Source organism: Pelomonas sp. KK5 (assembly GCF_001984095.1).
Classification (GTDB): domain Bacteria; phylum Pseudomonadota; class Gammaproteobacteria; order Burkholderiales; family Burkholderiaceae_C; genus KK5.
Genome location: NZ_LYVQ01000206.1, coordinates 1 through 12,149 on the forward strand (window position 1 = coordinate 1; position 12,149 = coordinate 12,149).

Genomic DNA, 12,149 nt, shown 5'->3' on the forward strand with positions numbered 1-12,149 from the left:
TGCGATGGCAGCCGTCAGCGTGGTCTTGCCGTGGTCAACGTGACCGATCGTGCCCACGTTCACGTGCGGCTTGGTGCGTTCGAATTTACCTTTTGCCATCTTGCGCTCCTACGAGAGTCAGATCAGACCAGAACGGCCTTGCTAAAAGAAAAAGAGGGGTGGTGCCCATGACGCGGATCGAACGCGTGACCTCTCCCTTACCAAGGGAGTGCTCTACCACTGAGCCACATGGGCATCGGCACGGATCTGACGACTTCTCTTCTGCAATCAGCAGATCCGTAACGACGACAACCTACACAAACCACAACACCGCTGGAGCGGGAAACGGGAATCGAACCCGTGTCATTAGCTTGGAAGGCTAAGGTTCTACCATTGAACTACTCCCGCCCTGGGAGTCCGCCTCTAGCAAATCGAGGTATCGGAAGACCGATACCTCGACCTCGAAAAACGGTTCGCTTTGGTGGAGAAGGCTGGATTCGAACCAGCGTACGCGTTAGCGGGCAGATTTACAGTCTGCTGCCTTTAACCACTCGGCCACCTCTCCGAAGCGAGCCTCAGACTATAGCACGGCATTTCGCGGGAGCACAGACTTTTTTGCGAAGGCCGCCTGGAGGGCGCCGGGCACCCAACCCAGCCCACCCAAGCCCTGCGCAAGAACCACTTAGATACCACTTAGGCACGCCTCGCCCATCCGGTTGCAATTCCATCAGGGTTTACGCGCAATTCCAGCAGCCAATTCAGGTGGCAACAGCGCCACAGCAGGGAAAACACGCCCTTCGAATTGGTAGCAAAGTGGATCTACCCGGTCGTATAGTGGCATGGCATTGGTTGTATTTGATGTCCCGACTGATACCAGGCGCAGGCCACTTTGCTGGGCTGCAGCTGGATCTGATGAAGCATTAACCGGCCGCCAGGCCCCTACGAGGAAGCTCAACATGAAGGTCAAGCAGACCCCCATCGCAGCAGCGGTGACCCTGACCCTGCTGTCCGCGGCATTTGCCGCACAGGCCCAAGACAACAAGACCGAGGACGCCCAGAAGCTGGATCAGGTGGTCGTGACCGGCATCCGCGCCTCGCTGCAGACGGCCGCGACGATCAAGAAGAACGCCAGCGCCGTCGTCGACGCGGTCTCCGCCGAAGACGTGGGCAAGCTGCCCGACTCGGACGTCGGCCAGTCGCTGGGTCGCATCCCGGGCGTCTCGGTCGGTCGTGCGTTCGGCCAGGGCGCCAGCGTCTCGATCCGCGGCTCCGACCCGCAGATGACCTACACGACGCTGAACGGCCAGACCGTCGCGTCCACCGGCTGGTATGACCAGCTGGACATCGACCGGTCCTTCAATTACTCGCTGCTGCCCTCCGAGCTGATCGGCGGCATGGAGGTCTACAAGTCCCAGCAGGCCGACCTGACCGAAGGCGGCATCGGCGGCACCGTCATCGTCAAGACCCGCAAGCCGCTGGACATGCCCGCGAACACCGGCTTCGTCAGCCTGAAGTACGGCTCCGGCACCATCAGCGACGCGACCAAGGACATCTCGGCCCTGTACAGCTGGAAGGACCCGAGCAAGCGCTTCGGCGCGCTGATCTCGGTCGCCCATCTGGACGGTGACTACATCCGCCGTGGCGTCGAGGCCGACAACCGCTGGTCCGGTGACGTCGAGCCGACCGCCTTCGTGCAGGACCGCAAGCGCGACGCCGTCAACGTCACGCTGCAGGCCAAGCCGGTCCAGGGGCTGGAACTGGGCCTGAACGTGCTGCGCCTGAAGCTGGCTGCCAACAACTCGAACAGCAGCGACTACATCTTCCAGGACCCGAACTGCGACAAGCGCAACACGGACGTCGTCTCGGCCTTCAACCCGACCGGCATGTGCGTGCACAGCACGACGACCGCCGCCAACCCGCTGCCCACGCAGTTCTTCCAGGTCTGGGCCCGCGCCGCGGAGATGACCTCCAACAGCGCCACCTTCGACGCCCACTACAAGACCGACAGCGCCAAGTTCGATCTGGTCGCCGGCACCACCAAGGCCGAAGGCGGCACCACGCAGACCGCCAACTTCCAGACGATCACCGGCGACGCCGGCCTGAACATCCCGAAGTGGCAGGGCACGATCGACGCCACCGGCCACCAGATCCAGATCAACCCGACCTCGAACCAGTCCTTCACCGCAGCCGACCTGCCCTCCTCGATGAGCCCGCAGACCTGGGCCACGTCGAAGGGCCCGAACCAGGACCAGGAGAAGTACGCGCAGTTCGACGCCACCTTCGACCTGAACTGGGGCGCGATCAACCAGTTCAAGACCGGCGTGCGCTACGCCGACCACACCTTCGAGAAGCGCGCCTACCGCCCGGTCTGGGCCGCCACGATCACGCCGACCAAGACCACCGACCTGTTCGACGGCACCGTCGGCGTGGCGAGCTGGACCATCCCGCGCCCGAACATCGACGCGATGATGGCCGCCACCAGCAAGAACATCACCGGCTGGATCGAGGACCGCTCCGGCTTCAGCAAGCTGGAAGAGAAGAACACCTCGCTGTACGGCATGTTCGACTTCGCCGCCGAGAACATGCGCGGCAACTTCGGCCTGCGCTACATCTCGACCGACGCCAGCAGCACCAGCTACGCCTTCGACGGCACGCCGCTGGCCGCCGGCGACTACTCGGGCAACGAGAACTGGGGCCATGGCTTCGACGTCAAGAAGGCCAAGTACAACGACGTGCTGCCGAGCGTGAACATCGCCTTCGACCTGCGCAAGGACCTGGTGCTGCGCGCCGCGGCCTCGCAGGCGATCACCCGGCCGAACTTCGCCAACATGCTGGGCATCACGGTCTCCGGCTACAACGACGACCGCGTCGGCAACGAGACCTGGACCATCGGCAACATCGCGCTGAAGCCGATGAAGTCCAGCCAGATCGACCTGAGCCTCGAGTACTACTACGGCAAGGGCAACCTGATCTCGGCGACCTACTTCAACAAGGACATCCAGAACTTCATCACCGCCAACGTGGTGCCGAACCAGAAGGTGGGCCTGGTCGATCCGAAGTCGGGCGTGGACAACTGGACCGTGCAGAGCTTCGTGAACGCCGGCGGTGGCCGCCTGCAGGGCCTGGAACTGCAGATCAACCACGCGCTGTCCAACGGCTTCGGCATCGCGGCGAACTACACCTTCACCGAAGGCACGGCGCCGGCCGCCAGCTTCCTCGACCAGCTGGGCGTGTTCACGCAATCGTCCAAGCACAACGTCAACCTGGTGCCCTACTTCGAGAACGAGACCTACTCGGCCCGCCTGGCCTACAACTGGCGCTCGAAGTACATGATCCGCGAAGGCGCCTACTGGTACGGCAACCGCATGCACGCCAACTACGGCACGCTCGATGCCAGCTTCGGCTGGAACATCAACAAGTGGCTGAAGCTGACGCTGGACGCGGTCAACCTGACCAAGCAGGACGACATCCAGTACGGCGCCGCCGCCGCCAGCAACACCGGCATCAAGGACCCGCTGCGCGCCGGCTACCCGGCCTGGTCCTTCAAGGGCGAGACGACCTACATGCTGGGCCTGACCGCGAAGTTCTGATCGGTCCTGTGCAAAAGCGAAACCCCGCCTCGGCGGGGTTTTTTCATGCGGCGCGGCAGCTTAGAAGTCGTAGAAGGAATTGACCGTCAGCCGCCCGCTGCGGGGATCGGCGCTGAGGCTCAGCGCCGGATTCACGACGGCCGAATGCAGCAGGCTGCCGCGGTAGACGACCAGCCGGTTGAAGCGCGCCGGCATCATGCCCAGGAACTCGAAGTGCTCGTCCGAGTCGTCGAAGTAGCGCGGCTTCGGCGGCCTTGCATTCAGCTCGGCGTAGTAGCTGTCGAGGAAGCGATCGCGGTTGTCCGCGGTGACCCGCTGCACGCCGGTGGCCTTGTGGCGATAGAAGGCCGTGCCGCCGTGCTCGTCATCGCACAGGTACAGCAGCACCGCCATGTGATGCGGCGAGCTGGCGTCGAAATGCGGTGTGCGCTGCAGCGGCCCGAGCGCCTCGGGCGGCGTCGTCGTCAGCGAGAAGGCGCAGGCGCTCTTGCGCAGCGGCAGTTCGTCGGGCACCTGGAAATTCAGCCGTATCAGCGGATCCATCAGCGCCGTCAGGGCCTCGGAATACGCCGCCGGGACCGGGGCCCGCAGGCCCGGATAACCCTTTCTCTCGACGGTGCGGGCATAGGGCGTGAACTCGCTGGCGCAGGCGACGTCCTTCAGCGCCTGCGGGTCCTGCAGGAAGTCGTCGATGAACACGACCTGGTGTTCGCCGATCTGCACCGAGCGGATGTCGGGCGGCATCCTGGGCTCGAACTTCACTCCCCTGTCCTCATCCATTCGCTAGACCTTGATGTAGATCCTGCGCCGGTCCAGCCAGCGCACGATCGCCCACCATACCGCGACAAAGGCCAGCGCGAACGCCAGCGACTGTCCGTAGGGCCCGACCAGCGGCGCGAGCCAGCCGAAGCCCCGCCCATACAGCGGGCCCATCCAGCCGAAGCCTTCGAGGAAGACGGTGCACATCCAGGCGCCGGCATAGGCCGCGATCGCGTTGACACCGAAGCTGCGGCCGAGTGCAGGCCAGCCACGCACGTCGACGAGCCGATGCGCCGTCCACAGCGCCAGCGCGCCCAGTCCCGCCGTCCAGAGCACGAAGCTCGGCGTCCACAGGTTCTTGTTGATCGGCATCAGCCCGGCCGCGTCGCAGGCCCAGCCCAGGGCCGCCAGCGTGAAGCCCAGGGCCAGCAGATGGCGCTCGGCGCCGCGGCGCAGCGCCTCGCCGCAGCGCCACCCAAGCAGCGTGGTCGCCAGGCCGCCCAGCGTGCCGACCAAACCTTCCGGGTCATGGCCGATGCCCGTTGCCACATCCCATTCGTAGCCATGCGGTCCGAAGATCCATGCGTCGATGCGGCTCGCGATGTTGCCGACCTTGTCGAGCGGGCCGCCCAGCTTCAGCAGCAGGCCGTAGCCGAGCAGCAAGGCCACGATCCACAGCCACTGCGCACGAGCGCTGCGCCAGCGGCTCGCGATCAGGCCGCCCAGCGCGAAGCACAGGCCGATCCGCTGCAGCACGCCGGGGATGCGCAAGGCCGGCTTGTCCATCAGCCACCAGGCCAGCGCATGCAGGGCCAGGCCCAGCGCCAGGATGCGCAGCCCACGCGTGAGCACGGTGCCGCGCAGGGCCGCGCCCTGCCCCGCCTGCACCTTCGCTCCCATCGCCAGCGACAGCGAGACGCCGACGATGAACAGGAAGAAGGGGAAGATCAGGTCCGTCGGCGTCCAGCCGTTCCAGGCGGCATGCTCCAGCGGCGCGTAGACGTGGTCCCAGTCGCCCGGGTCGTTGACCAGCAGCATGCCGGCGACGGCCAGGCCGCGCAGCGCGTCGACCGAAGCAAGGCGCCTGTTGTTCTCGTTCCGGCTCATCGCCTCTCCCTCAGAAGTCGCAGCGGCTCTCCAGCGCCGGCTGCGCGGCGGGCACGGTATCGACGCGGCTCGCACCCTGGCGGCGCAGGGCATTCACGCGGGCCTGCACCTGCGCGGTGTCGAGCACGGTGTTGCGCGCATGGAAGACCCAGTCCACGTCCTCCTGATAGACGCGCGGCTCACCGCCGGTCGGCAGCGGCACCGGCACCTCCGAGGGCGGCGAGAACCACATGCTGAAGGCGATCGCCATCGGCACCACCGGATAGTTGCGCCCGCCGTGCTGCGCCACCTGCCGCCCGTCGACGAACCAGCGCGTCTGCCCGCCGGCCACCTGCATCAGCAGCACGTGCCAGCCCTTCAGGCTGCGCACCTCCTCGTGCGCCGCGTTGAAGGCGTTCCAGGGCTCCATCTGCACCGTCTGCCAGGTGATGCCGTAGAGCCGCGTCTCGGGCTTGCCCCAGCCGCCGTTGGCCAGGTACTCCCAATCCAGTTCGCTGAACTCGGGGTCGAAGTCGTGCTTCAGCGGGCTGACGACGTAGAAGGTCTGGATGACCGGGTCGCCGTCGCGGCCCGAGGCCGGCTCGTCGCTGAAGCGCACCCGTGCCGCGTAGGTGCCTTCCAGGTATTTGCGCTGGTGGCAGAGCTGCACCTGCTGCGTGCCGGGGCCAGTGCCGTCGGTGGCGCCGGTCAGCCGAAGTAGGCGGTTACCTGGACGGGCCGGGTCGTCGACCAGCGAAATGCCGGCAGCGCTCCACGCCGCGCCTTCGATGCCGGGATGGCCCGCCCTGTCGCGCAGCAGCCACCCGCCGGACTGCAGGCCGGCGACGTCGCGCTGGCTGAAGTCGTCGAAGAAGATCCCCGGCGCCGCCGAGGCCAGCGTGCAGGCCAGCAGCAGCGCAGCGGCAAGGGCCCCGCGCTTCATGCCGCCGCGACCGCAGGCGCCGCCGCCTTGCCCGGCATCCGCACGAAGAACATCAGCAGCAGCACCGGCAGCCCGCAGACGATGGTCCAGGCGAAGAAGTGCTCGTAGCCCATGGCCAGCTGGATGTCGCCGCTGATGCCCTTGCTGAAGATGAAGCCCAGCTGCATCACGCCGGAGCCCAGCGCATAGTGCGCCGTCTGGTACTTGCCGGGCGCCACCGCCTGCATGATGTACAGGATCATGCCGACGAAGCCGAAGCCGTAGCCCAGCATCTCGATACCCACGGCCGTGCCGATGTGCCACATGTCGCCGGGCAGTTGGCTGGCGAGATACCAGAAGGTCACATTGGGCACGCCCATCGCGAGGATCAGCACGGGCATCGCCCGCTTCAGGCCCAGCCAGGCAGTGAAGTAGCCGCCCAGGATGCTGCCCAGCAGGAAGCCACCGCTGCCGACCCAGCCGTAGACATCGGCCACCTGGCTGGTCGTCAGGCCCAGGCCGCCCTTCTCGCGCGCCTCGATCAGGAACAGCGGCCCGATCGTCTGCACCTGCCCCTCAGCGAAACGGAACAGCACGATGAACAGCACCGCGATCCAGATGTCCGGCTTGCGAAAGAACTCGAGGACGATCTCCTCGGTCGTCGCCCAGATGCCGGCCGCGGTCAGTTCGCTGTGCTCGGTGCTGAGCTTGCCGGGCAGCGCCCAGGCGTTGTAGCTGGCCAGGCCGGCCAGCAGCACGGCGAGGCCGGCGAAGACCAGCGACCAGGCGTTGGCAATGCCCATCGGCCCTTCCAGCGCGCCGGCCACCTTCATCACCACGCCGATCATGAAGAAGCGGGCGCCGTTGAAGAAGGCGCCCTGCCAGCCGGCATAGGCGGCCTGGCGCTGGTTGTCCAGCGAGGCCATGTAGAGGCCGTCGCAGGCGATGTCGTGCGTGGCCGAGGCGTAGGCCACGATGAACAGCACCGCGATCACCGCGGCGAACCAGGCGGGCAGTTGCAGGCTCAGCGCCATCAGCGCGAGCGCCACCGCGCCGACGAACTGCATCGTCACGACGATGGTCTTCTTGCTGCGCAGCAGTTCCAGGAACGGACTCCACAGCGGCTTGACCGCCCAGGCCGTGCCGATCAGGCTGGTCCAGTGCGCGATCTGGTCGTTGGCGACGCCCAGGTTCTTCAGCGGGAAGGACACCAGGTACATCACGACGAAGAACTGCATGCCCTGCGTGAAATACAGGGAGGGCACCCACTTCATCGGGCTCGGGCTGGGCGTGGACATAGCGCGTTACTTGAGCGTCACGGGAGCCTGGGCCTTGGCCTCGGCCCGGCCTTCCAGCCAGGCCCTCAGCGCGGCCATCGCGCCGTCGGCATAGCCCCAGCTGATCACCGCCGGGGCCGGCAGGTCCAGCACCTGGAAGGGATTCCAGATCGCCAGGTGCAGGTCGATTGCCGCCTCCGCAGCGGCCTCACCGTAGCGCTTGCGCTGGTTGGAGACGAGCACGTTCAGGCGGCCGTCGCGCGGCACCTCGCCGGCCTTCATGTTCGGCAGGCTGGGCAGTTGCAGCAGCTCGACGTCGGCGAAGCCGGCGAACAGCGCGCGCACGCGCTCGACCGGCAGGCCGGCCTCCGAGACACCGTCGCTGATCACCGAGGCCTGCGTGATCACACGCAGCGGCTGCGACAGCGCGGGCGCCTCCGCGCCATCCAGCGCGCACAGCGCCTTGGCCCAGGTCGCATGCATGAGGGCATCGTCGGCCGCGCGTTGCTCGGCGGCGTACTCCGCTTGAATCAGCGGGTAGGCCTCGGCCAGCGTGTCCAGGCGCCGGCGCGCGGTCAGCAGTGCCTGCATCGACAGGCTGCCATCGGCCAGCCCGCCGGTGATCGCATCCAGCACCACCTGCTGCTCTTCCTTGCTGCCCTGGGCCAGCGGCATGTCGGCGCCGGCCTGCAGCGCCAGCACCGAGGCGCGGGCATAGCCGAAGCGGTCGAACACCGCCTTCATCATCAGCGCGTCGGTGATCACCACGCCCTGGTAGCCGATGCTGTCGCGCAGCAGCTCGCCGAGGATCGCCTTGCTGAGTGTGGCCGGGTGGTCCGGATCGATCTGCGGATAGACGATGTGGGCCGTCATCATGGCCGGCGCGATCCCCGCCAGCGCCCGGAAGGGCTTCAGCTCCAGCGCTTCGAGCGCTTCCAGCGTCTTGTCCACCGTCGGCAGCGCGTGGTGCGAGTCCACATGCGTGTCGCCGTGGCCAGGGAAATGCTTGACGCAGCAGGCCACGCCCTCGCGCAGCGAGCCGCGCATCCACGCGGCAGCGAGACGCGTCACACGCTCCGCATCCTCGCCGAAGCTGCGCTCGCCGATGACCGGGTTGGCCGGGTTGTTGTTGATGTCCAGCACCGGCGCGAAATTCCAGTTGATGCCGAGATAGCGCAGCCCGCGCGCCACCGCGGCGCCGATCGCCTCGGCCGTGGCCTCGTCGTCGATCGCACCCAGCGCCATGGCGGCCGGCGCCTGCGGCACGGACAGCGCGCGGATCACCGAGCCGCCTTCCTGGTCGATGCCGATCAGCGCCTTCTCGCCCATGGCCGCACGCAGGTCGGCGGTCAGCTGGCGGATCTCCTGCTCGCTGCCGAGGTTCTTGCGGAACAGGCAGACCGCGCGGATCTTGTGGTCACGCAGGAAGGCGGCGGTGTCGGCATCGAGCGATTGGCCCGGGATGTCGACCATCACCAACTGGCCGGGGTGGAAGGTGTTGTCGTCCATGTCAGTGCGTCTTGGTGACCTTCGCCAGATGGCGCGGTTGATCGGGGTTGGAGCCGCGCGCACGGGCCAGTGCCTCGACCATCGGGTAGAAGCTCTGCACGACGGCGATCGGGTCCAGGTCCTCATTGCCGGTGGTCGACAGGGTCAGCTCCGCGCCGGGCGTGCCGGCCGGTGCCGCCAGCAGCACGCGGGCGCCGCGGCCGCGCATCTCCTCGGCCAGCGCCAGCAGGCCGGCCTGGGCCGGGCCGCGCGGGGCGAACACCAGCATCGGGTAGCCCTCGTCGATCAGCGCCATCGGGCCGTGCTTGACCTCGGCGCCCGAGAAGGCCTCGGCCTGGATGCCGCAGGTCTCCTTGAACTTCAGCGCCGCTTCCATCGCGATCGGCAGGCCGGTGCCGCGGCCGATGACGAAGAGCTTGTCGGCGTCCTTCAGCACGTCCACCGCCGCGGACCAGTCCTGCTGCGCGGCCTGCTCCAGCACCTTGGGCAGGTCCTGCAGCGCGGCGGCCAGGTCGGGATCCTCCGACCACGCGGCCACGACGCGCGCACCGGCCACCAGCTGCGCGATATAGCTCTTGGTCGCCGCCACGCTCTGCTCGGGGCCCGAATGCAGCGGGAACACGAACTGCGAGGCCGCCGCCAGCGGCGAGCCGCCGGCGTTGACGAAGGCCACGGTGCGGGCGCCGTGCTCGCGCAGGAAGTCGGTCGGCGCCACCAGGTCGGGACTCTGGCCGGACTGCGAGAAGGCGAAGGACACCAGGCCCTCGGCATGGATCTTCGACTGGTATAGCGTCACCAGCGACATCGGCAGCGAGGTCACCAGCCGGCCCAGCCGCGCCATGATCAGGTAGGCCATGTACTGCGAGGCGTGGTCCGAGCTGCCGCGGGCGATCGTCAGCAGCGAGGCCGGCGGCGCGGCGCGCAGCGATTCGCCCAGGGCCGCGTAGGCATCGGAGTCCAGCGAGAGTTGGCGCGCCACGGCGGCCGGCGCGCTCAGCGCCTCTTCGAGCATCTTGGTCTTGGTGGTCGTGTTCATACTGCTTCTTCTCCTTCGATCACCACGCGCTGCAGCTGCAGCCCGCGCGGATCGACAACAACGAAATCGGCAAAGGCGCCGGGTGCGAGCCGGCCCCGGTCGTCCAGACCCAGGTAATCGGCGGCATGTGTCGAGCAGCGCGCGGATGCTTCCGCCACCGTCAGCTCCAGTTCCAGCACCAGGTTGCGCAGCGCCTGGTCCATCGTCAGCGTGCTGCCGGCCAGCGTGCCGTCGGCCAGGCGCACGCCGCCGAGGCACTTGGTGACCGTCTGGCGGCCGAGCTGGTAGTCGCCATCGGGCATGCCGGCGGCGGCGGTGGAATCGGTGACGCAGAACAGGCAGGGGATCGCGCGCAGCGCGGCCCGCAGCGCGCCGGGGTGGACGTGCAGCAGGTCCGGGATCACCTCGGCGTACTCGGCATGGGCCAGCGCGGCGCCGGTCATGCCGGGCTCGCGGTGGTGCAGGCCGGTCATCGCGTTGAACAGGTGGGTGAAACCGGCGGCGCCGCGGGACAAAGCGGCCAGGCCATCCTCGTAGCTGCCGGCCGTGTGGCCGATCTGCACGATGAAGCCGGCCTCGCGCAGCTGGGCGATCAGCTCCAGGTTGCCGGGCAGCTCGGGCGCCAGCGTGATCAGCCGGATCGGGGCCAGCGCATGGAGCGCCCCGATCTCGGCGAGGCTCGCGGGCTTGGCAAAGTCCGGCTGAGCGCCGAGCTTGCCGGGGTTGATGTACGGGCCTTCCAGGTGCACGCCCAGCACGCGGGCGCCGCCAGGGACACGCTCGCGGCACAGCGGGCCCAAGGCGCGCAGCGCGGCCTCGATCTCGCCCATCGGCGCGGTCATCGTCGTGGCCAGCATCGCGGTGGTCCCGTGGCGGGCGTGCATGCGGGAGATCGTGGCGGCGGCGTCCGCGCCTTCCATCGTGTCGCGGCCGCCGCCGCCGTGGACGTGGCAGTCGATGAAGCCGGGCAGGATCAGCGGCTCGCTGCCTGCGCGGGCGTCGATCTCGTCGGCAGGTGCGCCCTCGATGCGCGTGATCCTGCCGTTCTCGTGGGTCAGCGTGCCGCGGATGAAGCCCTGCGGCGTCAGTACATAACCCGTTACGTCGACGGTCATCCCTCGCGCCTCATTTCGGCGACGAAGTCGTAGTAGTCGCTGCGGCAATAGGAATGCGTGAGCTCGACCGCATGACCCGATTCCAGATAGCCGACCCGGGTGATGAACAGCACCGCCTGCCCCACCGGCACCTCCAGCAGCGTCGCCAGCTTGGGCTCGGCATTGATCGCGCGGATGTGCTGCAGCGCCCGCACCGGCGCGCCGCCGTGCGTGTTCAGATGCTCGTAGAGCGAGCTCGTCACCGCATGCGGATCGGGCAGCACCGCCTCGGGCAGCACGCTGACCTCGTAGGCCATCACCACCGCATCGGCCAGGCGCAGGCGCTCCAGGCGGGCGACGCGCTCGCCGGTCTTCAGGCCCAGCGAGAGCTGCTCGTCCGGTGCCGCCATCGCGAAGCCGCGGGTCAGCCAGCGCGAACTGGGCTTGAAGCCACGCTGCTGCAGTTCCTCGGAGAAGCTGGTCAGGCGCGACAGCGGCTGCTCCAATTTCGGCGCGATGTAATTGCCGGAGCCGCGCTTGCGGATGATCAGGCCCTGCTCCACCAGCCGGTCGATCGCCTTGCGGGCGGTGACGCGCGACAGGTCCAGCGACTCGCTCAGCACCCGCTCCGAGGGCAGCGCCTCGTCGGCCTGGTAGTGGCCCTCGCGGATCGCCTGCGCGAGCTTGTGCGCCAGCTGCATGTACAGCGGCGAGGACTCGTTGTCGTCGGGCTTGAAGTGGAAGGGCAGCTTGCTGGAGGCCATCGTCATCCCTGCTTCTGTTGCTGTTGCTTGTTCTTGAGTGCGGAGGCGGCCAGATGCAGCCCACCCATCGCCGAGTCGCCCTGCACGGGCACGCTGCGACGGCGCAGCGCTGCCGGCAGGTGCGACTCGGCGA

At 67.7% G+C, this 12,149-nt stretch carries 10 protein-coding genes and 3 tRNA genes; 1 reads left to right on the forward strand and 12 read right to left on the reverse strand.

Annotated features, from left to right (window positions below; translation table 11 throughout):
• The 4 genes from B0W88_RS24555 to B0W88_RS24570 form a co-directional block, all read right to left on the reverse strand.
• Positions 1 to 99: GTP-binding protein (locus B0W88_RS24555; protein WP_233151794.1), on the reverse strand; the 99-nt coding region annotated here is incomplete at its 3' end.
• A 60-nt stretch (positions 100 to 159) separates the two neighbouring features.
• Positions 160 to 234, reverse strand: a tRNA-Thr gene (locus B0W88_RS24560).
• A gap of 79 nt (positions 235 to 313) precedes the next feature.
• Positions 314 to 387, reverse strand: a tRNA-Gly gene (locus tag B0W88_RS24565).
• Between the two features lie 71 nt (positions 388 to 458).
• Positions 459 to 544: transfer RNA gene (locus tag B0W88_RS24570), tRNA-Tyr, on the reverse strand.
• A gap of 391 nt (positions 545 to 935) precedes the next feature.
• Between B0W88_RS24570 and B0W88_RS24575 the strand changes: the two genes are divergently transcribed.
• A complete protein-coding gene (locus B0W88_RS24575) occupies positions 936 to 3,569 on the forward strand; it encodes a TonB-dependent receptor (RefSeq protein ID WP_077037245.1) in 2,634 nt (877 codons plus the stop codon).
• 60 nt (positions 3,570 to 3,629) lie between these two features.
• Here B0W88_RS24575 and B0W88_RS24580 read toward each other — a convergent pair whose 3' ends face one another.
• From B0W88_RS24580 to B0W88_RS24615, 8 genes are read right to left on the reverse strand one after another with little or no spacing between them, the layout of a single operon-like run.
• Positions 3,630 to 4,313 carry a DUF6445 family protein gene (locus B0W88_RS24580; protein WP_198937929.1) on the reverse strand — a complete coding sequence of 228 codons (684 nt, stop codon included), beginning with the start codon at positions 4,311 to 4,313 and terminating at the stop codon, positions 3,630 to 3,632.
• Positions 4,314 to 4,352: 39 nt separating this feature from the next.
• Positions 4,353 to 5,435 (reverse strand): acyltransferase family protein, encoded by a 1,083-nt coding sequence (locus tag B0W88_RS24585; protein ID WP_077037246.1) that lies wholly within the window; start codon positions 5,433 to 5,435, stop codon positions 4,353 to 4,355.
• Between the two features lie 10 nt (positions 5,436 to 5,445).
• The gene (locus B0W88_RS24590; RefSeq protein ID WP_077037247.1) at positions 5,446 to 6,357 is read right to left on the reverse strand and encodes a glycoside hydrolase family 16 protein; all 912 of its coding nucleotides are present in this window, start codon (positions 6,355 to 6,357) and stop codon (positions 5,446 to 5,448) included.
• Positions 6,354 to 7,634: an MFS transporter gene (locus B0W88_RS24595; protein WP_077037248.1), complete on the reverse strand. Its 1,281-nt coding sequence runs from the start codon at positions 7,632 to 7,634 to the stop codon at positions 6,354 to 6,356. The genes B0W88_RS24590 and B0W88_RS24595 overlap by 4 nt, the downstream gene beginning before the upstream one ends.
• 6 nt (positions 7,635 to 7,640) lie before the next feature.
• Positions 7,641 to 9,122, reverse strand: a complete 1,482-nt coding sequence (nagZ, locus tag B0W88_RS24600; protein ID WP_077037249.1) for a beta-N-acetylhexosaminidase — start codon at positions 9,120 to 9,122, stop codon at positions 7,641 to 7,643.
• 1 nt (position 9,123) lies between these two features.
• Positions 9,124 to 10,158 carry an SIS domain-containing protein gene (locus B0W88_RS24605; protein WP_233151832.1) on the reverse strand — a complete coding sequence of 345 codons (1,035 nt, stop codon included), beginning with the start codon at positions 10,156 to 10,158 and terminating at the stop codon, positions 9,124 to 9,126.
• The gene (gene nagA / locus B0W88_RS24610) at positions 10,155 to 11,273 is read right to left on the reverse strand and encodes an N-acetylglucosamine-6-phosphate deacetylase (protein WP_077037250.1); all 1,119 of its coding nucleotides are present in this window, start codon (positions 11,271 to 11,273) and stop codon (positions 10,155 to 10,157) included. The genes B0W88_RS24605 and nagA overlap by 4 nt, the downstream gene beginning before the upstream one ends.
• Positions 11,270 to 12,016 carry a GntR family transcriptional regulator gene (locus tag B0W88_RS24615; RefSeq protein ID WP_369973927.1) on the reverse strand — a complete coding sequence of 249 codons (747 nt, stop codon included), beginning with the start codon at positions 12,014 to 12,016 and terminating at the stop codon, positions 11,270 to 11,272. Before B0W88_RS24615 ends, nagA begins: the two co-directional genes overlap by 4 nt.
• Positions 12,017 to 12,149: the final 133 nt, after the last annotated feature.